This window comes from Roseiflexus castenholzii DSM 13941 (assembly GCF_000017805.1).
Taxonomy (GTDB): domain Bacteria; phylum Chloroflexota; class Chloroflexia; order Chloroflexales; family Roseiflexaceae; genus Roseiflexus; species Roseiflexus castenholzii.
On sequence record NC_009767.1, the window covers coordinates 1,145,334 to 1,171,546 of the forward strand.

Sequence of the window (26,213 nt, forward strand, 5' to 3'; positions counted from 1 at the left end):
CATACCCATGACTTCCAACGATCCTGTGCGTCGCGCTGAGACGCTGCGCGAACAGATCCGCTATCATAATTACCGCTACTATGTTCTCGACGAGCCGGTGATTAGCGACGCCGAGTACGATGCGCTCATGCGCGAGTTGCGCGAGCTGGAAGCGGCGCATCCCGAACTCGTTACCCCCGACTCGCCGACGCAGCGGGTTGGCGCGCCGCCTTCTGAACAGTTCGCCAAAGTTCAGCACGTCGTGCCGATGCTGTCGCTCGCTAACGCTTTCGATGAGGCGGGCATGCGCGCCTGGTACGACCGCACCCTGCGCTTGCTCGGCAGCGATGCGCAGGTGGCGTTCGTCGTCGAGCCGAAGATTGATGGTCTGGCAGTGACCCTCATCTACCGCAACGGCGTTCTGGTGCGCGGTGCGACGCGCGGCGATGGTGAGATCGGCGAGGACGTGACGGCGAACCTGCGCACTATTTCCAGCATTCCGCTCCGCCTTGGTTCGTTCGCCAACGACGATAGCGCGCCAACCAACCCGACTGCCGTTCCGCCGTTGCTCGAAGTGCGCGGTGAGGTTTATATGCGCATTGCCGATTTCATGCGCCTGAACGAACAACTGGCTGTGGCTGGCGAGAAGGTCGCCGCGAACCCGCGCAACGCCGCCGCCGGTTCATTGCGCCAGAAAGACCCTGCGGTCACTTCCCGCCGTCCGTTGCGCTTTTTCGCCTATGGCGTCGGGCAGGTCGAAGGGGTGGCGTTGCAGACACAGTGGGAGACGCTGCACTTTCTCCGCGCGCTCGGTTTTCCGGTCAACCGTGATGCGCGGCGCTTCGAACGCTTCGAGGAGGCGCTGGCGTACTGCCGCGAGTGGATGACTCGCCGCGATGAACTGGAGTACGAGGTTGACGGCGTGGTGGTCAAGATCGATAGTTTTGCGCAACAGGCGGAACTCGGCGTTGTCGGGCGCGACCCGCGTTGGGCGATTGCCTTTAAGTTCCCCGCGCGCGAGGCCGTCTCGCGGCTACTCGATATTGTGGTGAATGTCGGGCGCACCGGCGTGATTACGCCCAACGCTGTGATCGAGCCGGTCAATATTGGTGGCGTTACGGTGCGTAACGCCAGTCTGCACAACGCTGATTATATCGCCGAACGCGACATTCGCATCGGGGACTATGTGATCGTTAAGCGTGCCGGGGATGTCATTCCGCACATTGTTGGTCCAGTCGTGGCGCGGCGCGATGGCAGCGAGCGCGTCTGGCAGATGCCGGCCACCTGCCCGGCATGCGGCACACCGCTGGAACGCGCCGAGGGCGAAGTCGCGTACCGCTGCCCGAACTTTGGCATCTGCCCGGCGCAAATTACCCGGCGGATCGAACACTTTGTGTCGCGCAGCGCGATGGACATCGCGGGAATCGGCGAGAAACAGGTGCAACTGTTCGTCGAACGCGGGTGGGTGCAGGATGTTGCCGATCTGTACACGCTGACGCCGGAGCATTTTCATGGGATCGAGGGGTATGGTCCTAAGCGGATCGCCAACCTGCTGAACGCTATTGCCGAGTCGAAGGATCGCCCGCTCCACCGGCTGATTGTCGGGCTTGGCATTCGCTATGTCGGTGAGGTCGTCGCGCAAATCCTCGCCGATCATTTCGGTTCGCTCGATGCGCTGGCAGCCGCCTCTGCCGATGAGATCGACGATCTCGAAGGCATTGGACCCGCGATTGCCGCCAGTGTCGCCGAGTATTTCGCACGTCCGGAGAGCAAGGCGCTGATCGCCAAATTGAAGCGCGTCGGCGTGCGCACCGAGGCGAAAGGTCCTGCCGTTGCGCCAAAGGGTGATGCGCTAGCAGGTAAGACGTTCGTCATCACCGGAACGCTTCCGTCGATGTCGCGCGAAGAAGCCGGCGCCCTGATTGTGGCGCATGGCGGCAGGGTGAGCGGCAGTGTCTCCAAAAAGACTGATTATCTGGTGGTTGGGAGTGAACCGGGAGGAACAAAGGTTGCGAAAGCGCAGGAATTGGGCATACCGACGCTCGATGAGGCTGGTTTGCTGGCGTTGATCGGCGCAAACGACCGCAGCGCTCCTGCAGCTTCCAATAATAACCAGAACGCAGCGTCTGCGACATCCCGTGGTACAATGGCAGAGGTTCAACAGCTGGGGTTGAATCTCGAGTAACCCGGGAGCGTGGTATGTCTGGTCATGTTCCTGATCCGATTGAACGCTTCTTCGACCCGCTCTCCTATGCGATGGTGCCGCTGGTGGATGGGCTTGCACGCCATGCGCTGCCACGCCTCGGCGCCTTCGAGCAGACCCGGCGCATCCATGGCGTTCCGATCCATTACTACCTGATCCCCTGCCGCCACGTGGCGCCGCTGCCGGTGCTCTTCATCCACGGGATGGGAGACAATGCAGTGACTTGGAGCCTGGTCGCGCCATTGGTCGCCCGCCGCCACGATGTGTTCATGATCGACCTGCCAGGGTATGGTCTCTCCGGGTTGCCGCCGGGCAAACAAGCCGCGACGATTGGCGATATGACCGGGATTGTCAGCGCGTTTCTGGACGATGTCATCGCGCGCCCCACGCTGTTGGTCGGCAACTCGATGGGGGGCTGGATTGCGGTGCGTGTGGCGGAGGAGCGCCCGCATATGGTGCGCGGCGTTGTGTTGATGAATGCGGGCGGCGCGCTGCTCGATGGGCATCGCTCGTGGGATCCATTCATCGAACTGCTTTCGCCTCCAGATGCGCATCAGGCTCGCCAGGTGGCGCGTATGGTCTTTGGAGCGCTGCCGCCGCCGCTGCGCGAACTCAGCGCGCGCGGCATGACGAACCTCTTTGCGCGCCCGGTGGTGCGCGAGTTTATCAATGCCACCGATGAACCCGATTTTCTGAGTCCCGACGAACTGCGTCAACTGCCCACGCCAACGGCGATCCTGTGGGGTGAGCGTGATCGTTTTCTGCCGCCGGGGTCGTTCGAGTTTTTCCACACCCATCTCCCTTCGCCACAGGTGCGCGTCCTGAAACGCTGCGGTCACCTGCCGCAACGTGAACGTCCGGTGGCAACGGCGCGCTTCATCAAGCGCTTCGCGCAGCAGATCGCGCAGAGTACGCCGCAAATCTCGCCGGTTGAGGCAATGGCGCGCTGAGGATTGTATCCACGAAGGGCGCGCGCGTTTCCATGGGGTGATCCACGAAGGGCGCGCAGAGGCACGAAGCGGAAGGAAGGGAAAAATCTCTTCGCGCCGCTTCGTGCCCTTTGTGGATAGGTTGCGAAAGGAGAGCGCGTTTGCATAGGGTGATCCACGAAGGGCGCGCAGAGGCACGAAGCGGAAGGAAGGGAAAAATCTCTTCGCGCCGCTTCGTGCCCTTTGTGGATAGGTTGCGAAAGGACATCCATGGGGTGATCCACGAAGGGCGCGAAGAGCCACGAAGCGGGAGGAACGTAAAAATCTCTTCGCGCCGCTTCGTGCCCTTTGTGGATAGGTTGCGAAAGGAGAGCGCGTTTGCATAGGGTGATCCACGAAGGGCGCGAAGAGCCACGAAGCGGGAGGAACGTAAAAATCTCTTCGCGCCGCTTCGTGCCCTTTGTGGATAGGTTGCGAAAGGAGAGCGCGTTTGCATAGGGTGATCCACGAAGGGCGCGAAGAGCCACGAAGCGGGAGGAACGTAAAAATCTCTTCGCGCCGCTTCGTGCCCTTTGTGGATAGGTTGCGAAAGGAGAGCGCGTTTGCATAGGGTGATCCACGAAGGGCGCGAAGAGCCACGAAGCGGGAGGAACGTAAAAATCTCTTCGCGCCGCTTCGTGCCCTTTGTGGATAGGTTGCGAAAGGAGAGCGCGTTTGCATAGGGTGATCCACGAAGGGCGCGAAGAGCCACGAAGCGGGAGGAACGTAAAAATCTCTTCGCGCCGCTTCGTGCCCTTTGTGGATAGGTTGCGAAAGGAGAGCGCGTTTGCATAGGGTGATCCACGAAGGGCGCGAAGAGCCACGAAGCGGGAGGAACGTAAAAATCTCTTCGCGCCGCTTCGTGCCCTTTGTGGATAGGTTGCGAAAGGAGAGCGCGTTTGCATAGGGTGATCCACGAAGGGCGCGAAGAGCCACGAAGCGGGAGGAACGTAAAAATCTCTTCGCGCCGCTTCGTGCACTTTGTGGATATGTCCCGAAAGGACATCCATGGGGTGATCCACGAAGGGCGCGCAGAGGCACGAAGCGGAAGGAAGGGAAAAATCTCTTCGCGCCGCTTCGTGCCCTTTGTGGATAGGTTGCGAAAGGAGAGCGCGTTTGCATAGGGTGATCCACGAAGGGCGCGAAGAGCCACGAAGCGGGAGGAACGTAAAAATCTCTTCGCGCCGCTTCGTGCCCTTTGTGGATAGGTTGCGAAAGGAGAGCGCGTTTGCATAGGGTGATCCACGAAGGGCGCGCAGAGGCACGAAGCGGAAGGAAGGGAAAAATCTCTTCGCGCCTCTTCGTGCCCTTTGTGGATCTGTCTCGAAAGGCCATCCATGAGGTAATCCACGAAGGGCGCGCAGAGGCGCGAAGCGGAAGGAAGGGAAAAATCTCTACGCGCCGCTTAGTGCACTTTGTGGATATGTCCCGAAAGGACAAAGCGTTTCCATTCGAGACGTGCATGGCTCCCAAAATTGATCAGCAGGCCAACCTGCAGCCCGGTGGCTTTCAAGTAATTCAGGATTTGCGCCTGTTCCTTTCCTGAAAGATGATCCAGGGCTTTCAACTCGACAATAATCTGACCATAACATATCAGGTCTGCTTCGTATTGTTTCTGGAGAGTGTGTCCCTTGTACTTGATGATCAAGAGCTTTCGCGCCTCGAAGGGAATATGACGACTCGATAGTTCGATTTCCATTGCTTCCTGGTAGACTGGTTCCAAGAATCCCGACCCCAGTTCCCGATGCACGCCTATTGCAGCGCCGATGATCGCAAAGACCTCTTCCTTCAGCAGCAGTTCGGTCATTTTTTGTCTCCATTGCTTCTTTCATCCACGAAGGACACGAAGGGACGCGAATACTGTTTGTTTCTCTTCGTATCGCTTCGTGTCCTTGGCGGATCAAACGCTGGCATGTCTCAAGCGTTGGGAATCCACAACGAGCACAAAGGAGCGCGAAGGGGAAGTCCTCCGTAGTTTGTGCTGCTTCGTGATCCTTTGTGCCCTTCGCGGATGATGCATGCTGTCCATGCCCACGCTCCTTGCATCAGCGAGAATGTTGACCATGCGGGCAGGGTCGGAATATCCTGTGTGCCGGTGCGCTGAAACACATGGCATAAGGGGAAAGGCGGCGGATCGCGTCCGAATCAACCCCACCAGTGCGGCTGCCGCTGGCGAGAACCACTGGCGCTGGCGGCGCACCCAGACGTAATACCAATTACCTGTGAACATCCGGCATGGTCACCCCGAGCAGCGCGAGGGGTCGTGCGCGACCCGCTCAGATTCCTCGCTGCGTTTACCCTGAGCGAAGCGAAGGGCTCGGAATGACCAGCATGCGGCATCGTCAAGCGTCATTGGTATAAGTGCGTCGGTCTTTCGCGCTGCGAACTGTGCTGTTTTGCGTTGCAGTATACGCTACTGCGACGCGGCTGTGAAGACCAACTATGTCCCACGATAGTTCCACAAGGCGGCGGGCGTTGGTAGGGGGAACGGGCAGCACGATACGATGATCAGGTAGACGACTCTGTGCCAGGATGAGCGCGCATAGTGGCATGTCTCAGATCCGCCTCTTACTGAGACCTGATCCCACCGAAATGCACCTGCTGGGCAGTCGAGCCGGAGCAGGCTGATACTGCTATATAGCAGCGCTTCTGAAGCAGAACATACGTCATCTATCGTATGAACAGCGACCAGATCTACATCGTGAAGCCAGATGGCGCGGCTGAGGACATTCTGCACATTCGATGAGGCGACAATCACGCAGGAGAGCGGACAGACGTCACCGTTACCGATGGATGGAGAGCAACTCCACCAGCGCCGCCGCCGCTGGCGAGAGCCACGGGCGCTGGCGGCGCGCCCAGGCGTAGGTGCGCCGGTCGTCGGTGCCGCGCAACGCCAGAACGCGCAACCGACCCAGCGCTACCTCCCGCTGCACCGCAATCGCCTGGATCAGCGCCACACCCAACCCCACCTCGACACTCCGCTTGATCGCTTCGGTTTCGCCCAGCATGATCACATGATCGCCGGCAAGCGTCGCAGCCCCCAGCAACCGTTCGACAGTCGCATGCAGCGCCGATCCCGGTTCGCGCGTCAGCAACGGGCGCTCCCGCAGTTCGTTGATGTCTACGGTATCGCGGGATGCCCAGATATCGTCGGGGGCGACGATAACCACCAGGCGATCCTGCATGAATGGTGTGATGATCAGATCGGGGTGCGTGGCGGGCGATCCGACCAGCGCCAGTTCGATAGTTCCTTCGGCGACCTGCTCCAGCAGTGCGGCGCTGTTGCCGGTCACAATCCGGGTGTGGTAGTGTGGCGCGCGTTCACGGTAGCGACGCAGAATCTCCGGCAGCAGGTACGTTGCCAGCGTCTGCCCGACCCCCAGGCGGAGCGTGTGCGCCGCAACGCCAGCCGCCGCGCGTGCCGCCTGCAACGCCTCGTCCGCCAGCAGCGCCAGCCGGTTGGCATACGGTAGCAACGCCTCACCTGCTGGCGTCAAGCGCAGACGCCGGGGACTACGCTCGATCAATGACGCCCCTACGGCATCTTCCAGGGCGCTGATCTGCTGGGAAACGGTCGGTTGCGCCATGTGCAACTGTTCTGCGGCGCGGGTGAAACTTCCGGCACGCGCAACCGTCGCAAAAATTCGCAATCGATGCAGGTCGAAGGACATGACATTTCCTTTATCAAGATTTCCAATGCATGTATTATAAATCATTGATCCTATCAATGAAGCAATTCTGTTATACTTTCCAGGAAAGCGCCCGACTCTGCCAACGACAGACTGAGAGCCGTTCTTCTCATGCTCGAACCTTGCCCAGACCGGCGAGGGGTGGGTATGGGCTTTGGCAGGATCAGCCCACTCCCACTATCGGGCGTTCGCAGTGTGAGAAATGCTGTTCAAGCCAGTTCAGGTGCATGTTGCAACAGAAGCCTGTGGCTTATCGAGTTTGAGAAAATCATCCGTTATTGCCAGGTCTGGCCCGTGCAGGCGGGCGTCGCAACCAAAGACCACGGCTTCGACCGCCTGGCGGGTGGGTAGCGGAATCGATATTCAAAGCGCATGAGCCGCCGGGTGCCAGGGCATCGATATTCCAGGCATTGCAAAGGGGTACATCCTATGACCAACCTCAACGATCCATTCAACGCTCGCGCGCCGCTGGTGGTCGGCGGGCAGACATTCATCATCTACCGGCTCGACGCACTGGCGCGGCGCGTCGGCGCCGACCTTGCGCGGCTGCCGTTTTCGGTCAAAGTGTTGCTGGAAGCGCTCCTGCGCAATGTCGGCGATGGCTTCACCACCATCGACGATGTGGCGGCGCTGGCGCAGTGGACCCCGGCGAGCGCCGGGCAGCGCGAGGTGGCGTTCAAACCGGCGCGTGTGCTGATGCAGGATTTCACCGGCGTTCCGGCGGTTGTCGATCTTGCAGCAATGCGCGATGCGATGGCGCACCTGGGAGGCGATCCGGCAAAGATCAATCCGCTCGTTCCGGCAGACCTGGTGATCGACCACTCGGTGCAGGTCGATGCTTTTGGTCACGGCATGGCGCTGGTGCTGAACGCTCAACTCGAATTCGAGCGCAACCGTGAACGCTATGAATTCCTGCGCTGGGGGCAGCAGGCGTTTGCGAACTTCCGGGTCGTGCCTCCGGCGACCGGCATCTGCCATCAGGTCAACCTCGAATACCTGGCGACGGTGGTGATGACTCGCGAGATCGACGGTGAACTGGTCGCCATGCCGGATACCCTGGTCGGCACCGACAGTCACACGACGATGATCAACGGACTGGGGGTGCTTGGCTGGGGTGTTGGCGGCATCGAAGCCGAAGCCGTGCTCCTGGGGCAGCCGCTGGCGATGCTGACGCCGGAGGTCGTCGGGGTGAAATTGACCGGCGCGTTGCGCCCCGGCGCAACCGCAACCGATCTGGTGTTGCGCGTGACCGAGATGCTGCGCAGGCACGGCGTGGTGGATAAGTTCGTCGAGTTCTGCGGTCCCGGTTTGAGCGCGCTCAGCCTGGCGGATCGCGCGACGATTGCGAACATGGCGCCGGAGTATGGCGCAACCTGCGGTTTCTTCCCGGTTGACGCCGAAACGCTTGCCTACCTGCGCGGCACCGGTCGCTCCGACGACCTGGTGGCGCTGGTTGAGGCGTATTGCCGCGAACAGGGGCTGTTCCGAACCGACGACTCACCAATCCCGGAGTTCAATACCCTGCTCGAACTCGACCTGAGCACCGTCGAGCCGAGCGTTGCCGGTCCGCGCCGTCCGCAAGACCGTGTGCCGCTTACCGATCTCAAGGCGTCGTTCAACCAGGCGATGCGGACGATCTTTGGGCGCGAGGCGCCAGCCTACGAAGGGAATGGCGAGCGTCGGCGCGAGCGCCGCGATCTGTATGCGGCATCGCGTGTACCGGTGACGCTGAACGGGCAGGCAACCGCACTCACCCACGGCTCGACGATCATTGCCGCGATTACGTCTTGCACCAACACCTCGAACCCGTCGGTGATGATTGCCGCCGGATTGCTGGCGAAGAAGGCGGTCGAGAAAGGGTTGCGCGTGCCGCCCTATGTGAAAACCAGCCTGGCGCCGGGATCGCGCGTCGTCAGTGAGTACCTGGCGCAGTCCGGCTTGCAGGAATATCTCGACCAGTTGGGGTTCAACGTCGTCGGGTACGGATGTACGACCTGTATTGGCAACAGCGGTCCGGTCGCCGACGAGATCGCGCAGGCGGTCAAGGCGGGCAACCTGGTGGTCAGCGCCGTGTTGAGCGGCAACCGCAACTTCGAGGGGCGCATCAACCCGGTGGTGCGCGCCAACTACCTGGCGTCGCCGCCGCTGGTCGTCGCCTGTGCGATTGCCGGCACGGTGGACATCGATATGAACCGCGAGCCGCTTGGCGTCGGGATTGATGGCGAGCCGGTCTACTTGGCGGACATCTGGCCCTCTGCGGAAGAAGTCGCTGAGGTCATGGCGGCGTCGCTCAATGCCGACCTGTTCCGCCAGCAGTATGCCAATGTCTTCACTGGCAACGAGACCTGGAATGCCATTCCGGTGAGCGGCGGCGACCTGTATGCCTGGAACCCCGACTCGACCTACATCCAGAACCCCCCATATTTCCGCGATATGACGCGCGAGGTTCCGCCGCTGGCATCTATCCGGGGGGCGCGGGCGCTGGCGTTGCTGGGTGACAGTGTGACAACCGACCATATCTCGCCAGCGGGGAGCATTGCCAAAGATAGTCCGGCGGGGCGGTACCTGATCGAGCGCGGCGTGCAACCGGCAGATTTCAACTCGTATGGCGCGCGGCGCGGCAACCACGAGGTGATGATGCGCGGCACGTTCGCCAACATCCGTCTACGCAATGCCATGGTTCCCGGTGTGGAGGGCGGCTACACGATCTACCTGCCGACCGGTGAGCAGATGAGCATCTACGATGCGGCGATGCGCTACCAGGCGGACGGCACGCCGCTCGTGGTACTGGCGGGCAAGGAATACGGAACCGGTTCCTCGCGCGACTGGGCGGCAAAGGGAACGTTCCTGCTCGGCGTGCGCGCTGTGATCGCCGAGAGTTTTGAGCGTATTCACCGCTCGAACCTGGTGGGCATGGGGGTGCTGCCGTTGACATTTGCGCCGGGCGAAAGCTGGCAGTCACTCGGTATCACCGGGCGCGAAATCTTCACAATCGAGGGCATTGAAACATTGCGTCCCGGACAGGAATTGACCGTGCATGCACAGCGTCCTGATGGTTCAGCATTCACATTCACGGTAAAGGCGCGGATCAATTCCGAAGGCGAACTCGCATACTACCGGAATGGCGGCATTCTGCACTACGTGCTGCGCCAGCTGGCGGAACAGGAAGAGCCGGCGGCGGTGTGAGAACCGAGAACTGAGAACTGAGAACCGAAAACCGGACGTGCGCCGTGGTGTGGGTGTGCGTCCGGTTCCTGTTCTGACATTTTCGGCTCAGACCGGCGACGTTGACATAGTGGGCGTCGAGTTGACCAATCAGTGTATCATACCATGATGCAAACGCCGCGTCGAGAATTGCTGACTACTGTGCCTGGACTGGATCTTGCGGCACTGATTGCATTTCTGGCGACGCAATCGGATGTTGCGGCAGTGTATCTGTTCGGTTCACTGGCGCAGGGACGCGCCACTTCTGGTTCCGACATCAACCTCGCTATTTTGCTGCGTCCGCTGGAAGCGCCGGTGTCGCTCGAACGTCGGTTGCAGTTGATGGAGGGGGTTGAACGTTGTGCAGCGCAGCGTGTTGATGTCGTGGCGCTCAACGATGTACCGTTGCTCTTGCAGCGCAAAGTCTTGCAACATGGACGGCTGCTCTACGAACGTGATCGCGCGGTGCGTGTTGAGTTCGAGGTGCGCACCGGAAAACTGGATGCCGACCTTGCGCCAATGCGCGCCTGCTTTGCTCAGGTGCTATTCCAGGAAATCCGTGATGGAAGACTCGGTCAAAGACGACGTCGTTCTTGAGCGCTTCATGGCACTGAGGCATGAAATTGTTGCGCGGCGAGGCGAGAGATGCTGCATCGGTGGAGGCATACATCGACAACCCGTGCATCAAATGCGCCGTTGAGCGCAGCTTCCGGGTCGCTGTCGAGATCTGTCTGGATATTGAGAGACGCATCATCGCGCTGGAAGGATTGCGCTATCCTGCTGACAACCAGGACATCTGTCGCGTTCTTGTCGAGGCGCACATCATACCTGACCGTATGCCGCTGACGCTTTTGAACATGGCGCGCTTTCGCAATCTCCTCAGTGTGCGGCAGTATATGCAGAGTTCGTAATCTGAGGGAACCTTCCAGCAATTTCCAGCCGTGCGTCCGATGCTCAAGCGGCGGGCTAAGGGAGCGAAGGGTGATGCAGCGTCCTCACACGCTGGCGGGTGCGGATGCCGAGCGCCATCCTGCCCGGCGGCGAAAGGTGCGGGCTACGGGCGTCAAGCCCGCCCGCGCGGGCTTCACCGGGCAATGCCAGATTCTTTTCTCAAAAACCATGATTGTGCAGCGGGGCTTGCACGTGCTCAGCGCAGACTTTCGCCTGTAGCGCCCCGGCGTCCCGCCGCGCGCCCCGGCAGTATGGTACGAATGACCGCGCATGAGTATCAACAGCATTTCTATCCGGCCGTCGGGTACGAACAGACAATCAACTCTTCCACATATCCGCGCTTACTGCCGTCGCAATTGATCTTGCGGCTGGCATAGACTACGGACGAGCTGACCGCTCGTGCAGCGTACAATTCACGGGTCAATGGCGTTGATGAATTGCTGAGCATGACATAAACGCCGCGCTCACTGAGTTCTGCAAAGACCTCAGCCAGGCGACGCTGATCCTCGGGACCGAAGGTTTGACCGGTGTAGTGGGTGAACGATGCCGTTGCACTGGTTGGCACGTAGGGCGGATCGAAATAGACGAAGTCGCCTGGCGCTGCATACCGGAGCACCTCGCTGAAATCGCCAACGCGCAGCTCGACGTTGCGCAGCGCAGCACTGACCAGGCGCAGGTTCTGCGGATCGTAGATCATGGGGTTTTTGTAGTAGCCGAACGGCGCATTGAATTGCCCTTTGCGATTGAGGCGGTACAGCCCATTGTAGCAGGTGCGGTTGAGGAAGATCGTGCGCGCGGCGCGCTCGATCTTGCTGCGCTGTGCAAAGTCTGGCTGTCGATCCCAGTTGCGCACCTCGAGGAAGTAGTGCGGGTCGAGGCGATGACGATGATGCCAGCGGAGCGCTGTAATCAGCGACTCGACATCGTCGCGGATGACCTCGTAACAGACCATCAATTCAGGGTTGTAATCGCTCAGCACTGCGCCGTCGCGCAGCAGGCCGTGATTGTAGAGATGAAAAAAGAGCGCGCCGCCACCGACGAACGGTTCATGGTAGCGCCGAAAGTGTGGCGGGAAGCGGCGTGCCAGTTCCGGGATCAACTGCCCTTTGCCGCCTGCCCATTTGATGAACGGGCGAACCTGCGGAGGGGCTTCACGCGCGAGAGATGCCTGCACACTATCACCGATGCAACAAGGCACGATACCATTGTGTCTGGCGATTATAACACAGGCATGACAGGACGAGAGGTGTGGGGTGCGAGGTGTGAGGTAAAGGTGCGGGGTGAGAAAGGCTCGATCTTGTGCAGCATCGCCACATCTCCGCTGCTCATGGCAGCGGAGCGCCGGTCGTCCCAGGCAGGGTCCTGGGGAACAGTCGCTGACAAAATTGTAACCACCGGACCATCTCGAAAAGATGACACCGCTGCTGCGGGTTTTCGCCGTGTGATATGTTATACTCATTTTCAACAAATCACAGAACGCTACCGATGGAAGTACGGCTATGTCACTCCTTCCAACTGCCACTATCAGTGACATCGCGCGCCACAATGGTCGGGTTGTCACCCTTGCCGGATGGGTTGCCCATAAGACTGAGAAGGGCAAACTGGTCTTCATCCGGCTCCGTGACGGGAGCGGCGTCATGCAGTGTGTCGTGTTTCGCAAGAATGTCGCTGAGGAGACCTTCATCGCTGCGCAGCGGCTGACCCTCGAAAGTTCCTGCCGTATCACCGGAACAGTCCGCGCCGACGAGCGCGCCCCTGGCGGGTTCGAACTCGATGTCAACGGTATCGAGATCATCCAGATTGCGCCGGAGTATCCGATTCAGCCTAAGGAGCATGGCGTTGAGTTCCTGATGGAACACCGGCATCTCTGGGTGCGTTCCTCGAAGCAGCACGCGCTGCTGCGCATTCGCGCCGAGATCATCGCTGCGGCGCAGGAATGGCTCAACGCTCAGGGGTTTGTGCGCTTCGATACGCCCATTCTCACACCGTGCGCCGCAGAGGGCACCACCAACCTCTTCGCTACGCCCTACTTCGACCTCGGAACGGCGTACCTTGGGCAGACCGGTCAACTCTATGTCGAAGCCGGCATGATGAGTTTCGGCAAGGTCTACTGTTTTGGTCCGACCTTCCGCGCCGAGAAGTCGAAAACGCGCCGGCATCTGACCGAGTTCTGGATGATCGAGCCGGAAGTGGCATTCGCCCTGCACGACGACAACCTGGCGCTGCAAGAGCAGTTCGTCAGCGCCATCGTTCAGCGTGTGCTTGAGCGCCGCGCCGATGATCTTGCCACCCTCGAACGCGATACGAAGCCGCTCGAGCGGTGCGTGCCGCCGTTCCCGCGCATTACCTACGACGAAGCGCTGCGTCTCATCGCTGAGCGATATGCGGAAGTCGAAGGATGCACGCCGCTGGAATGGGGCGAAGACCTTGGCGCGCCGCACGAAACGCTGATTGCGTCCATGTTCGACCGTCCGGTTTTTGTCGAGCGATTCCCTAGCGCCATTAAGGCCTTTTATATGGAACCCGATCCGAATCGCCCCGAAGTTGCGCTGTGCGCCGATCTGCTGGCGCCGGAAGGGTATGGCGAGATCATTGGCGGCTCGCAGCGCATTCATGACGCCGCATTGCTTGAGCGGCGCATTCGAGAATATGGGTTGAATGTAGACGATTATCGGTGGTACATCGATCTGCGTCGCTATGGCAGCGTGCCGCACAGCGGGTTCGGTATGGGCATCGAACGCGCAACTGCCTGGATTGGCGGTACGCACCATATTCGGGAAACAATCCCGTTTCCACGTATGCTGTATCGCATGTATCCGTAAGTGTCTGCTATGGTGTGCTCACCGTCATATGATCAACCGGATGGAACGGACCTTCTCTATGATGTGATTGACCATATTCCTGCGGGAATTCTGGTCGTTTCGCTTCCTGAGTTTCGCATTCTTGCCATCAATGCGCGCGCTTGCGTGCGGTTTGGCATTCCGATCACCGCACACATTACCGGTCGCCTCTGCTCCGAAGTGATCCCCCGGTTTGCCGAAGATCGTCTCGATGAACTGTGGCTCTCGACTGCCGGTATTCAAACCGGCAACGCCACGCCGCCGACCGAGGTGGGCGGCGCGCTAACTCGCCGCTGGAATGCCTATGCAGTGTGCGATCCGTCCGGTCGAGCCGTGCGCCTGCTGCTCGTCTGGTTCGAGGCGAGCGTAACGCCCGAGCATCAGTTCGCCAGCAGCGCGCAGCAGATTACCCGCGCGCTGATTTCGATTCTTGACCGCGATCAACTGCTCGATCTCATCCTGGAACAACTCCATGGCGTGGTTGTTTACGATAGGGCCATGGTCGTCTTACGCGACGAGGATGGATATTACATTGCGGCCAGTCGGGGATTGCCCGCGTACAACGGTCGTGCCACGAAACGGGTCCCTGCAACGAATCGCGTGCTCAATCAGGTTGAGGCGGCCTATGAACCGGTGATCGTGCGGGGCGAACTAGAGGTGGAGGATCTGTGCGGCGCACAGAGCAATGCGCATATCTGGCTGGGAGTGCCGCTTCGGGCGCAGGGTGATGTTGTGGGCATTTTGCTGCTGACAAACCGGTCTTCCAATCACTACACCCGCGCCGATGCTGCACAGGCGCAGGCGTTTGCCGCCTATGCGGCATTGGTGGTGCGCAATGCAGAACTCTACTATCGCGCCCGTGAACAGAGCGCGCGCCTGGCGCTCGTCAACCGCATTGCGCGCATGATCACGGCAACCCACGATCTGCACGCAATCTTTGCTCATTTGATTGAACATCTGCACGGTGTTGTTCCGCTCGATATCGCCGAACTTGCGTTGTTCGACCCGGCAACCCGGCGTCTGACGATGATCGCCCGGCATCCACCGGTAAGCGCCGCTGATGCGACCAATGTCGATTATAGCAGTGAGGACGCACTGTTCCTTCAGCGGTTGATCGACCAGCGCCAACCGCGCCTCCTGTCGCCGGACGATGTCGCTGCGCCGGAGATTCAGCAACGTCTCATTTGCGCGGGAATCCGGTCATGCCTGGTTGTCCCGATTGTCGATGAGGGGTATACGTCCGGCGCACTGCTTCTGGGGAGCCATCGAACGCATGCGTTTCCTGCCATCGAAATTCGCATGCTCGCCGATCTTGCGCAGCATCTCGCCGTCGCCATTCAAAACGCCCAATTGCATCAGGCGCGCGAGAAGGCGCTGGCGGATCTACGCCTTGCGCAACAGCGGCTCATTCAGTCCGAACGGTTGACGGCGGTTGGGGAACTGGTGGCAGGCGTTGCGCATGAATTGAACAATCCATTGACTGCTGTGCTTGGATTTGCCAACATTCTGCAACAAACCGCGCCGACCGAGTATCAGCACGATCTGGCGATGATTGTCGAAAGCGCCACTCGCGCACGGCGGATTGTCCAGAATCTCCTGACCTTCGCGCGCCAGCGCCAGGTGCATCGGGAAGAGGTCGATCTGAATCTTGCTGTGCGTCAGGTGTTGAGTCTGCTTGCCTATCATATGCGCACCCATCATATTGTTGTTGAAGAACGCCTCAAGCCGAATCTGCCGCTGACAACCGCCGATGCCACGGCGATTAAGCAGGTGGTGCTCAATTTACTGAACAATGCGCAACAGGCGCTGGCATCGTGGCATGGCGAGCGACGCATTCTGATTTCAACCGATAGCGAATGGCGTGATGGTCAGGAATGGCTGATCCTTCGGATCAGTGATACCGGTCCTGGTATTGCGCCTGAACATCTGCCACTGATCTTCGAGCCATTTTTTACGACGAAACCAGTCGGCGAAGGCACCGGCTTGGGGTTGTCGATCTGCTACGGCATCGTGACGCAGTACCATGGTCATATCCATGTCCACAGTGTTGTAGGGAGCGGCGCCAGTTTTACCGTGGAACTGCCGGTTCAGGTATGTTTGGAAAGCGATGCTGCCGGTTCGGCGCCAACCGCAGTTCAACCTGAGCGCCAGTATCATGTGCTCGTCGTTGATGATGAGGCGGCCATTGCGGAATTGATCGCCCGGCTTTTGCGGGAACGGGGATATACCGTTGATATATGTCGCGATGGGGCAACCGCGCTGGACCGGATCAACCGCACGGCATACGATCTGCTTATCTGTGATGTGCGCATGCCGGGGATGAGCGGCGATGAGTTGTTTGCCAATCTGAGTCAGCGCGCGCCGCACCTGACGCGCCGCGTGCTGTTCGTCAGCGGCGACACCGCTAGTTACAGCACACGCGAGTTCCTCGAACGCAGCGGTGTCCGCTATGTTGAGAAGCCATTTGATGCCGCCGAATTTGTCAACATTGTGCGTCAGGTGCTTGCTGAACCGTCGTGATGCGGCTACGGCAGGCGTGTGCGCCCGCTAACTGCACGGCGGATATTGGTCGTCATCGAGCGCGCGGCGTCGAGATAGACGGTGTAAACATCCGCGCGGCGCAAGCCAAGCGGCGCAGCCGCGACCAGCAGCAACAGCGCTGGAATGTACCAGACCCAGCCAAAAGCGCTGCCCAGGAAAAAGAAGATCAGAGCGGCGCCGATCATAGTGTTCATGAGCGCGGCGCTCCCGTTGGTTCCGCCCAGCAAGTCGCGCAGGTTTGCCAGCACGAGCAGAATACCTGCGGCAACAGCGAAATATGCCTGTACGCCGGCGCTCAACAATCCGCCAATGATCGACACAAAGATGATCGCGGCAATCCCGATACCGATATAGATGTAAAGTGGCGGGATGCCATAACTGCCTGAGTTGTTCCGATAACCGTTCCCGTTCATCTCGTTCCTCGTTTTCTATTGCGTCACGCGCCCGGTTGTTCGCTTTTCCGCCAATAGGACGCGCAGTTGATATCCTTTGTTGCGGTCTGGTCAGAAGTTAGGAGGCAGGGGTTGCCTTCTCACCTTCGCTCTTCGCACCTTCCCACCTTTGTATATCGAACACCTGCAACCGGGGAGTGCGGTCCGGGAAGCGTCCGAGGAGCACAGGCGCTGGGGAACGCGGGGACTGGGGAGCGCCGGGGAAGCGCAGGCGCTGGGGAACGTGGGGACTGGGGAGCGCCGGGGAAGCGCAGGCGCGGGGAGTGCGGTCCGGGGAGCGTCCGGGGAGCACAGGCGCGGGGAGTGCGGTCCGGGAAGCGTCCGGGAAGCACAGGCGCCGGGAACGCGGGGGCTGGGGAGTGCGGTCCGGGGAGCGTCCGGGGAGCACAGGCGCGGGGAGTGCGGTCCGGGAAGCGTCCGGGAAGCACAGGCGCCGGGAACGCGGGCGTCCTCGCCCGCCAGTCCACGCAACGCTCAACCCCCTGCCACCGCCGCGCTGATCGTTCCCGAATGGCGCAACAGCCAGCCGTTGTCGGCAGTACGCGCACCGAGAATTGCCCAGGCGACGCCAACTCCCGGCGCTGCCCATGCCAGACATCCCGATGCACCGGTATGACCGAACGAGTCGGTCCCGACACCGGCAGGAATCCAGTGCGGTTCCTTCATGCCGCGCACTTCTGGTCCAAGCCCCCAGGGACACGGGTTCCAACGCAACGGTTCGATAAATCCGCCGGGTAAGTCGCCTGTCTGATCGAGGACTGCAACAGTGCGCAAAGGTGGACTGAGAAAGCCAGGCGGATGCCCACGAAATGCGCGTACCAGCGTCAGAGCGCCTGCGGCGGTTGTCACCAATCCAGCCCACGGTAGCGCCAGTGAGCGCCAGAACGGCGAATTGAACGGTTCGAGCGGCGTTGCACGATAACGTCCACGCACATCGGCGATGCGCGCCGGCGCGCGCGGCGGTTCCATCCCCAGATACCCCTCGATGCCGAGCGGCGTCAGCACCAGATCGCGGAGCGCGTCGCGGAAGCGCGCGCCGGCGCGCGCTTCCACTGCCAGCGCCAGCAAGCCGTACCCGATATTACTGTAGAGCACCTCGCTCGCCGGTGGGTGATACAGGTTTGCCCGCAAACACGCCTGTGCCAGGCTTTCCCAGGTCAATCCTGGTTCATACGGCGCATCAGCGGCATTCAGGTCGATGGCAAATCCAGCCGTGTGGCAGAGCAGACGGCGGATAGTCACGCCGGAATGTGGCTCAGCCCGCCGGACGTAGCGATCCACTGGATCGTCCAGTTCGATCAGCCCACGATCCACCAGGCGCAACACTGCCAGCGCCGTCGCCAGTTTGGTGATCGATGCGACCGGAAAGAGATCGTCGGGAGCGAGCGGATGCCCGTCAGCATCGGTTCCGACTGCAAAAACATCCGGTTTCTGGTGGTCCACTGCTACGGCGACGACGACGCCAGGGACGCGACCGGACGCGACCAGCGTTTCGGCAGCGGCGCGCGCCGCTGCGAGACGAGCGAGGTGGCGCATATATCAACCCCGATCGCTGTGTTCGGAGCGATCATCGAGCAGCGCGCGCCGCAACACTTTGCCGATGAACGAACGCGGCAACGCATCGCGAAACTCGACGACTGACGGCACCTTGTGCGCGCTCAGGCGCTCGCGGAGGAACCCAATGATTTCATCGGCGGTGGCGCGCTCTCCCTGCCGCAACACGACGAATGCGCGCAGATCGGGTTGTCCTTCAGCACGAGGAGCGCCGGCAACCGCTGCCTCCAGCACCTTGGGGTGCTGATAAAGCACTTCCTCAATGTCGCGCGGATAGATGTTGTACGGACCGGCGATAATGACATCTTTCTTCCGTTCGATGATCTGAAAAAAGCCATCAGTGTCCATACGCGCCATGTCGCCGGTGCGCAGCCAGCCATCTGATGTGAAGACTTCCGCAGTATCAACCGGGCGATTCCAGTACCCCTGCATGAGCTGTGGTCCGCGCACCAGCAGTTCGCCGATGCGTCCCGGCGGCAGGTCGGCGCCGGTTGTCGCATCGACGATCTTCGCTTCGGTCGATGGCAGCGGAATGCCAATCGTCGCGCGGCGCTCGTGTGATACGCCCAGCGGGTTGGCGTGCGTCACCGGACCGGCTTCGGTCAACCCATATCCTTCGACGAGACGGGCGCGGGTGACGCGCTCGAACCCCTCCTGCACTTCAATGGGCAACGGTGCAGCTCCGCTAATGCAGGCGCGCAGTGACGCCAGACCATATCGCCGCGCGTCCTTGATCTCAGCAATTGCGGCATACATGGGCGGAATGCCGGGGAAGATCGTCGCATGCTCGCGGCGAATGGCGTGCAGGACATTGCCGGTCTCGAACGTTGGCAGCAGGATCATGGCGGCAGCAATCGCCACCGAAAAGTTCATGCAGGCGGTCATGCCATAGGCGTGGGAAAACGGAAGCGCGCAGATCACCCGTTCCGTGCCGCGGCGCGCCGCAGGGAGCCATGCCGCCACCTGCACTGCGTTGGCGACCAGGCTGCGATGCGTATGGACGACCCCTTTTGCCTCGCCGGTCGTGCCGCCAGTGTACAGAATTGTCGCCGGTTTGCCAGGACTCGTCTGAGGAAGGGAGTCCCCCGGCTCTTCTGCCAGCATGTGCGCCATCCAGAGCGCCCGGCGCGCCTCATCATCGGGAACGCGGTGTCCTTCGCGTTCCTGGCGCAGAAGCGTAAATAAACGTCGCTGCCCTGGCGGCAGAAACTCCTTCAGATTGGTGTAGATAACCCGTTGCACGCCAGCGCGTTCGCGCACTGCCACAACCAGCGGGTGGAACATGCTCAATGCAATCAGCGTTGTTGCGCCTGCATCGGTCAACTGGCGCACCAGACCTCCCGCCTCGAAGATGGGGTTGGTCAATGCTACGATCGCCCCCGCGCGCCACGCGCCGTAGCAGGCAATGACCGCCTGTGGAATGTTCGGTAACACCAGCGCGATGCGTTCGCCGGGTTGCACACCCGATTTCAGCAGTGCGACGGCAAAACGTGTTGCCAGGCGATCAAGGGTGGCATAGTTGACGACGCGCCCGTAGAACAGTATTGCCGGCGCTGCCGGATATGCGTGTGCCGCTGTGGCGAGCAGATCGGGCAGGATGCATTCCGGCGCCGTGATCTCGGCAGGAACGCCAGGATCATAGAAGGCGAGCCATGGATGGTCAGGCATATGTCGCGTGTTCAACCTTCCGCCGCTGCGGACGATACGAGCGAATCGAGCACCGCCAGCGCGCGGTCGAGATCGACTTCGCGCAGCAGCAGATGATCGCGGCTGAAACCGGAAATTGCCACAATCGGCACGGACTCCGCCGCCAGCGCAGTGCTGATGAGGGCAAGGAAGCCGGTCAGGTCTGGCGGAAGATCGATCTCAAAACTGACGACGCGGTAGGGGCGCTCGATGCGAGCGCGCGGAAATGCCGGGCTGACAGCGCGCCAATCGTTTTCGGGCAGAATGAAAGTCACCGTGTCGGGAGCGACGAACAACTGCCATAGCCGGGCGCGCAGTCCGCCAAGCAGGCGGATGACCACCGCCGACTCGTGTGGATCGATCCCGGCGAGAACGTATCGTTCCGGCAACACCGACCAGCGCAAACGTCGCAGGATGTCAGGCAGGCGTGGATCGTGCATACGAGTCACAAAAGCCCCTCCTCCCTGAGAATATCGTCATCTTCAACCTCACCGCGCCAACTGCGCCGGATGCCAATAAAATGCTCGATGGCGCGATTGACTGCTTGCGGACGTTCGAGTTGCGGCAAATGACGGGCATACCGGATAATTTCCAGGCGCGATCCGGGCATCATGCGGTGCATACGTTGCAATACTGATGGCGGTACAATGAAGTCGAACTGCCCGCCGATAATGAGCGTCGGCGTGGTTATCTGCGGCAGCAAGTCCCAGCCGCGCCAGGGAAAGAGTGTTCCTGCCAGCACGCGCTTGATCACGAACAATGGCGCGTGCAGTTTGGGCGCGAGCACAGGGCGCAATCGTTCGAGGGCGGTAAGCGGGATCGGCAGTTTCAGCGCCATTTCGAGCACCGGGTGCAAATGAATCTCCGGCGCCGTCGCCAACAGTGCCAACCGCGCGACGCGCTGTGGTTGCGCGGCGGTAAATGTCAGCGCGATGGGTCCGCCAAACGAGTGCGCTGCCAGAATGAACGGTTCACGCACCTGCAAACGGTCGAGCAGTTGGGTGAAATCCCACAAGAACTCTTCCAGCGTGTAGGCGGAGCGGGGCGCCTCGGATTGACCGTGTCCGCGAAGGTCGAACGCAATGACGCGGTAATTGCGAACAAAGCGGGTCAACTGCGGCAACCATTGTTCTGCACACCCACCGGCGCCATGGATAAACACCATTGTGCCTTGTGCCGCTTCGACAGGCGCAGCATCGATCACGCTCAGGCGCACAGGCGCACTTCCGGCGACGGTGACGATTGTGCGCGTCAGTTCCATCAGGCAAGAAACCCCAGCAATGCGCGCTAAAACGCTTCGGGTCGTTCGTCTATCGAATGGCGCTGCGTCGCGCGCAGCGTGACGAATTGCGCGCCAGGAAGAGCAGCCGCAACCCGCCGCGATATTCAGGCGCACAGGCGCACTTTTGGCAACGGTGACAATTGTGCGCGTCAATTCCATCAGGCAAGAAACTCCAGCAATACGCGCTGGAACACTTCGGGTTGTTCGTCCATCGGGTGGTGCAGCGCCCCGCGCAGTGCGACGAATTGCGCGTCGGGAATAGCAGCCGCAACCCGTCGCGACAGTTCTGCTGGCACGATGGGGTCGCGATCGCCGTTGATCACTAGCGTTGGAACACACACCTGATCCAGGCGTTCATCGAGTGAATTGGCAAACAACCCATTGAGCAGACGACGCAACCCTTCGGGATCGTGGTGTGCAGCACATGTGGCGCGACGCAGCCCCGGCAGTACGCGCTCCATGCCGGCAATCGGGCGCCAATGACGCGCGAGCGCATCCAATCCCCGGTAGAGGAGCAATGACGCGCGCAACGCTGCCCACCCATATCCGTCTTGCAGGTAGAGCCGTGTGTAGGGCGGCATGGCGCTTCCCAACGCCGCAGGCGCCACCAGTGCCAGGCGTTCCACCAGATGCGGGTGGGTGAGCGTCAACTCCAGCGCCACATTCCCCCCCATCGAGTGACCAACCAGCGTGATCCGATGAATCTCCTGCGCTGTACAGAATGCAGCCACCCGCCCGGCAATGTGCTGCATGCGTTCCGCGCCGTCAAGCGGCGAGCCGCCATGCCCCGGAAGATCGAGCGCAAAGACGCGGGTACGCGCTGAGAGCGCTGCAATCGTGGCGTGCCAGATTTCTTTCGTGTCGCCCCATCCATGCAACAGTGCAATGACGCGCTCACCGGCGCCGGCAGCGCTGTAGCGCAGACGACTCACGGCGCACCATGCTTCAATTGGCGAGATGGCTGGTGTGTCGATCATTGGGATTGGCGGTATTGGTCCTGATCGCATGATACCACACTCTGAGGGTTTAAAGGCGGACAGACCATCCCGGCGAACACCGGCACGCCCACCGGGGGACGGCCGCGCGCATGGCGCCGGTCTCCCCGCTCCTGCGCGCGGTCCGCCTTTGAAACTCTGAGGGGAGAGGGTTGGCATGCCACATTCAACGCGCCCCCTCTTCAACCGCCGTTTTCCTGCCCAATCGCCATGAGCAGATCGCTCGCCTCCCACGCCAGCATACCGCCGCGTAAGATCGTTATCCGGTCGAACCCGCGACGCATCAGCGCCGCGGCGGCGCGTTCACTGCGGCGACCGCTGCGGCATGCCAGCACAATGGGACGATCACGCCGCACGTTGTCGGAGTGGGTGAGCAATTCGTACAGCGGCAGCAACTCAGCCTGCGGAATGTGCCCCTGGCGATACTCGCGCGGCTCGCGCACATCGATGACACGCGGCGGGTATGGGCTGCGGATCTGCTGCCATAACTCACGCGGCTCGATCATCGGAACCTGAAGTGGCGCACCTCGTTCTGGCAGCAGCGGTATGGCTTCTGGAGGGAGCGGACGCTTCGGCAGGTTCTGGCATTCGCGGAATGCGCGCACCTCGCATTCGTAAATGCAGACTGCCGGATCGAGCACGCGATGGAAAAGATGGTCAATCGCGTGATCTTCGTCCAGGAAATGGTCTGCTCCCACGTACTGCGTGAAGCCGGTGACGTCCATCATCTGACGCACCGGCTGGCGCACGCGCACAAAGTAGACCCCGCCGCCACGATCACGATACTGGCGCACGATGGTCTGAAGCATCTTGATGCCGCTGACATCACAGCGCTGCACGCTGTGCATGCGGAGCAAAAGAAATCGCTGGGTTGGATTCCTGGTCAGCAAAACGTTCATCTGCTCCTCAACATGATTGACGGCGCCAAAGTAGAGATCGCCAAGCACATCGACAACTGCCAGTTGTGGACACACCGGCAGATGTGGCTGATACTCCCAATGGCGGAAGGCGGCATCCGGCAGCACGCTCTGGACGCGCGGCGCGCTGGTGCGCCACAGGTACGCGCCGAGCGACATCAGCACGCCGCTGATGATGGCAAATTGCAGCGGTACGAAGAGGGTTGCCGCCAGCGTAATCAGCGAAATGGTTCCATCAACGCGGTCGGCGCGCCAGATGCGCCGGATCGCCAGATGATCGACCATACTCCAGGCTGTGATTGCCAGCGCACCCGCCAATACCGGACGCGGCAGATGCGCGATCAGTGGCGCGAGCGGGAACATTGCGATGAGGACAAACACGCCGGAGAACGCATTCCCCAGGCTGGTACGCGCCCCTGACTGAAAACTCAATGCCGACCGGTTGAAGGAACCGGAGCACGGGTACCCGGAAAAGAAGCCTGCGCAGATATTCGCCAGCCCCTGCCCGATAAACTCCTGGTTGCTGTCGAGGCGTTGTTGCGAGTGCGTGGCAATGGCGCGCGCAATGGCTGAGGCTTCAACCAGCCCGATAATCGCCACTGCCAGCGCCCCGTTCGCCAGCGCCCCGATCAGGTTCAGGTCCAGCAGCGGCAGTTTGGCGAGCGGTGGGAGCGACTGCGGCAACACGCCAAGTGTGCGCACACCCGACTCCTCCAGACGCAGCACCCAGGCGATGGCCGACACAACAACCAGCGCGATCAGGAGCGTCGGCAGGCGTCGCCGCAATCGTTGCAGGGTGGCGATGAGCGCAATCGTCGCAACACCCAGCAGCAGACTCGGTAGATGGGTGCGTTGAATCTGCGCTGCGCTCAGAACGAACGTTTCAATAAGACCAACGCCCATCGGAAGGTCGAGACGCAAGATCGGGGCGATCTGATTGGAGATGATCAGGATGCCGGCGCCGGCCGTAAACCCAACGGCGACCGAGTCGGAAACGAAGTTGACCAGTAGCCCCAGGCGCGCCAGCCCAAAGATGAGGCGCAGTGCGCCTGCCAGCACTGCCAGCATGCCGGCGAGCGCCATGAACTCAGGTGTGCCGGGCGCGGCGAGCGGCAGGATGACCGAGAGGGTGAGCAGTGACGCCGTGTTGGTCGGACCGGTGTGCAGATGGCTCGATGATCCCCACAGAGCGCCGATAATAGATGCCACAATTGCGGAATACAGCCCCATTTCCGGCGGCAGACCGGCAAGGAGCGAGAATGCCAGCGCCTGTGGCAGCAGCACAAGCCCGACGGTCACGCCCGCCACCAGGTCGGCGCGCAGGGTTTCGAGGGAGTAGCCGCGCATCACCTCCACAGGGCGCGCAATGGTTGCGGGAAATTTCTGCAAGGCGGCAAGCATGGAGCGAGAGAACTAAGAATCGAGAACTGAGAACTGGTCCTGGACATTCAAGATTGGATGTTGGCGGGACGAATCTGCATAACACGCAGCAGTGAGAAATTGTGTTTTATGAACTCCACTGAAACACCTCAGGGGACATCGGGATATGTTGAACGCGCCAGGGCGCCTTCGCTTTCAAACGCGCGAAGCTCAATCGTACATGGTTTGAGTAACCATACGTAAGGTGGACTTCTCAATATCTTCAACAATATTAAGATTGTTCTGTATGTTGCTCAAGTCCATAATCATATCGGCACTACAGCAAGGTTTTCTGAACAAATTTCTCTTTTTCTACTTCTATTCGATTTTCTGCAAGTTTTACATATTTTTCCAGCATTTCTATGCCAATATAGTGGCGACCTTCCCGAATTGCTGCGATTGCGGTTGTGCCGCTTCCTATAAAACAGTCGAGAACGATTTCCTCGGGATCGGTAAGCAGCCTGATGACTCTGGAGGGCAGCTCGACCGGAAATTTCGCCTCATGGTCATCATTACATCTTACGGATGGAATATACCATACCCCTCTCGACCCCCAATGTTTCCATTCTTCTGGAGAAAGTCTCTTTCTGTCGAATTTGGTGATGCCTGGTTTCCAGAAGAAATAGAGATATTCAAACTCATCCACTGAACGATACTAAAGGCTTGCCCAGCGCGAGTTCTCCCATGCCGCATCCTTCACCCATATCCTTCGATCATACGGGTACAACCCGGCCTGCAACGCCCAATCCTCGACCATCCCGCCAACTATCTTAACCCTCGTTTGTACTTCATATTTACCACCGCGAATATTATTGCCGTGCAGCCGGCGGTCAATCGTCTGCTCGCTGCAACCGAGAAGCTTTGCGAGTTGATAACGATTATATCCGGGATGTTGTTCAATTGCTTTGAGAACATCCTCTCTCGTGACCGGCGATCGCTTCCTGTTCACCGCCTCCGCCTGAATGCGAGGCATGGTTTGATCTTTGAACACGAGGATGTCGGCAATATTGATGACCAGAAATCCGCCGGGCTTGAGAATGGGGAAATGGAGCCGTATGACAGTGCTGAGCAGATTTTGCCATTCATCGAATGAGAGATGCTCTTCATATTCTTTTCCAACAAAATAGGGCGGCGACCAGACGCTCAAGGCGACGCTGTTCGGCTCTATTTGAGGAAGCAGTTGCTGCGCATCGCCGCAATACAGAGCATCGGGTTGCAGGAAGCGGTGCGCTGAGCGAGTCGAAGCGGTGTTCGCCTCCTGTTCACTCTGACCGTTCATTGGATACAGTGCGCGAAACGTTTCCTGCAAATCGCGCGGCAATCGGTCAATCCGCACAGGAATGTGTGGCGAGTCGTCGATCATTGGTCAACTCTTGTGGTGCAGCGAACCGGTGTTCTGATTAATATTATACGCGAGATCAGACCTGCTTCCGCGCTTGCATGTGAGCGTCGCCGGCGCCAATCCTGCTTTGGGGCGACCCGCCTGTTCGCCACGCCTGTGCCTCTGATTGACGTGCTACGTCATCTGATCGC

General features: G+C 60.3%; 20 protein-coding genes. 8 read left to right on the plus strand and 12 right to left on the minus strand.

Annotation, left to right across the window (positions count from 1 at the left end):
* Positions 1 to 7: 7 nt before the first annotated feature.
* A complete protein-coding gene (gene ligA, locus RCAS_RS04490) occupies positions 8 to 2,164 on the plus strand; it encodes an NAD-dependent DNA ligase LigA (protein ID WP_012119423.1) in 2,157 nt (718 codons plus the stop codon).
* Positions 2,165 to 2,178: 14 nt separating this feature from the next.
* Entirely contained in the window at positions 2,179 to 3,132 is a 954-nt protein-coding gene (locus RCAS_RS04495) for an alpha/beta fold hydrolase (protein ID WP_012119424.1), read from the plus strand.
* 1,423 nt (positions 3,133 to 4,555) lie between these two features.
* Here the strand turns inward: RCAS_RS04495 and RCAS_RS04500 are convergent.
* Together RCAS_RS04500 and RCAS_RS04505 are read right to left on the minus strand one after the other, a co-directional pair.
* Complete coding sequence (locus RCAS_RS04500) at positions 4,556 to 4,957, minus strand: GxxExxY protein (protein WP_012119425.1); 402 nt, start codon at positions 4,955 to 4,957, stop codon at positions 4,556 to 4,558.
* A gap of 976 nt (positions 4,958 to 5,933) precedes the next feature.
* On the minus strand, positions 5,934 to 6,821 hold the full coding sequence (locus RCAS_RS04505) for a LysR family transcriptional regulator (protein WP_012119426.1): 888 nt from the start codon (positions 6,819 to 6,821) through the stop codon (positions 5,934 to 5,936).
* A gap of 447 nt (positions 6,822 to 7,268) precedes the next feature.
* Here RCAS_RS04505 and acnA point away from each other — a divergent pair, with 447 nt between their 5' ends.
* The 4 genes from acnA to RCAS_RS04525 all read left to right on the plus strand — a co-directional run bounded on the left by acnA (position 7,269) and on the right by RCAS_RS04525 (position 11,213).
* Positions 7,269 to 10,025 (plus strand): aconitate hydratase AcnA, encoded by a 2,757-nt coding sequence (gene acnA / locus RCAS_RS04510; protein WP_012119427.1) that lies wholly within the window; start codon positions 7,269 to 7,271, stop codon positions 10,023 to 10,025.
* Positions 10,026 to 10,169: 144 nt separating this feature from the next.
* Positions 10,170 to 10,640 carry a type VII toxin-antitoxin system MntA family adenylyltransferase antitoxin gene (gene mntA, locus RCAS_RS04515; protein WP_012119428.1) on the plus strand — a complete coding sequence of 157 codons (471 nt, stop codon included), beginning with the start codon at positions 10,170 to 10,172 and terminating at the stop codon, positions 10,638 to 10,640.
* 20 nt (positions 10,641 to 10,660) lie between these two features.
* A complete protein-coding gene (locus tag RCAS_RS04520) occupies positions 10,661 to 10,954 on the plus strand; it encodes a DUF86 domain-containing protein (RefSeq protein WP_012119429.1) in 294 nt (97 codons plus the stop codon).
* Positions 10,955 to 11,027: 73 nt separating this feature from the next.
* Positions 11,028 to 11,213, plus strand: coding sequence for a hypothetical protein (locus RCAS_RS04525; RefSeq protein WP_041330208.1), 186 nt, complete (start codon positions 11,028 to 11,030; stop codon positions 11,211 to 11,213).
* A 70-nt stretch (positions 11,214 to 11,283) separates the two neighbouring features.
* Here the strand turns inward: RCAS_RS04525 and RCAS_RS04530 are convergent, their stop codons facing one another.
* Positions 11,284 to 12,168: a DNA adenine methylase gene (locus RCAS_RS04530; protein WP_012119430.1), complete on the minus strand. Its 885-nt coding sequence runs from the start codon at positions 12,166 to 12,168 to the stop codon at positions 11,284 to 11,286.
* Positions 12,169 to 12,493: 325 nt separating this feature from the next.
* On the opposite strand from RCAS_RS04530, the gene asnS reads away from it, so the two are divergent.
* Both asnS and RCAS_RS04540 read left to right on the plus strand, forming a co-directional pair.
* Entirely contained in the window at positions 12,494 to 13,816 is a 1,323-nt protein-coding gene (gene asnS / locus RCAS_RS04535) for an asparagine--tRNA ligase (RefSeq protein WP_012119431.1), read from the plus strand.
* A 9-nt stretch (positions 13,817 to 13,825) separates the two neighbouring features.
* Positions 13,826 to 16,354, plus strand: coding sequence for an ATP-binding protein (locus tag RCAS_RS04540; RefSeq protein WP_012119432.1), 2,529 nt, complete (start codon positions 13,826 to 13,828; stop codon positions 16,352 to 16,354).
* Between the two features lie 5 nt (positions 16,355 to 16,359).
* Here RCAS_RS04540 and RCAS_RS04545 read toward each other — a convergent pair whose 3' ends face one another.
* The 9 genes from RCAS_RS04545 to RCAS_RS26590 form a co-directional block, all read right to left on the minus strand.
* Positions 16,360 to 16,788 (minus strand): hypothetical protein, encoded by a 429-nt coding sequence (locus RCAS_RS04545; RefSeq protein WP_012119433.1) that lies wholly within the window; start codon positions 16,786 to 16,788, stop codon positions 16,360 to 16,362.
* Positions 16,789 to 17,301: 513 nt separating this feature from the next.
* Positions 17,302 to 18,363 carry a serine hydrolase domain-containing protein gene (locus tag RCAS_RS04550; RefSeq protein WP_012119434.1) on the minus strand — a complete coding sequence of 354 codons (1,062 nt, stop codon included), beginning with the start codon at positions 18,361 to 18,363 and terminating at the stop codon, positions 17,302 to 17,304.
* Between the two features lie 3 nt (positions 18,364 to 18,366).
* Positions 18,367 to 20,049 carry a long-chain-fatty-acid--CoA ligase gene (locus tag RCAS_RS04555; RefSeq protein ID WP_012119435.1) on the minus strand — a complete coding sequence of 561 codons (1,683 nt, stop codon included), beginning with the start codon at positions 20,047 to 20,049 and terminating at the stop codon, positions 18,367 to 18,369.
* A gap of 11 nt (positions 20,050 to 20,060) precedes the next feature.
* Positions 20,061 to 20,507 carry an ACT domain-containing protein gene (locus tag RCAS_RS04560; RefSeq protein ID WP_012119436.1) on the minus strand — a complete coding sequence of 149 codons (447 nt, stop codon included), beginning with the start codon at positions 20,505 to 20,507 and terminating at the stop codon, positions 20,061 to 20,063.
* A 5-nt stretch (positions 20,508 to 20,512) separates the two neighbouring features.
* Positions 20,513 to 21,508, minus strand: a complete 996-nt coding sequence (locus RCAS_RS04565) for an alpha/beta fold hydrolase (protein WP_232280167.1) — start codon at positions 21,506 to 21,508, stop codon at positions 20,513 to 20,515.
* On the minus strand, positions 21,508 to 22,356 hold the full coding sequence (locus RCAS_RS04570) for an alpha/beta fold hydrolase (protein WP_232280168.1): 849 nt from the start codon (positions 22,354 to 22,356) through the stop codon (positions 21,508 to 21,510). The genes RCAS_RS04565 and RCAS_RS04570 overlap by 1 nt, the downstream gene beginning before the upstream one ends.
* 170 nt (positions 22,357 to 22,526) lie before the next feature.
* Complete coding sequence (locus RCAS_RS04575; RefSeq protein ID WP_232280169.1) at positions 22,527 to 24,608, minus strand: SulP family inorganic anion transporter; 2,082 nt, start codon at positions 24,606 to 24,608, stop codon at positions 22,527 to 22,529.
* 349 nt (positions 24,609 to 24,957) lie between these two features.
* On the minus strand, positions 24,958 to 25,326 hold the full coding sequence (locus RCAS_RS26585) for a site-specific DNA-methyltransferase (protein ID WP_332249648.1): 369 nt from the start codon (positions 25,324 to 25,326) through the stop codon (positions 24,958 to 24,960).
* Positions 25,327 to 25,335: 9 nt separating this feature from the next.
* The gene (locus RCAS_RS26590; RefSeq protein ID WP_332249649.1) at positions 25,336 to 26,001 is read right to left on the minus strand and encodes a DNA methyltransferase; all 666 of its coding nucleotides are present in this window, start codon (positions 25,999 to 26,001) and stop codon (positions 25,336 to 25,338) included.
* Positions 26,002 to 26,213: the final 212 nt, after the last annotated feature.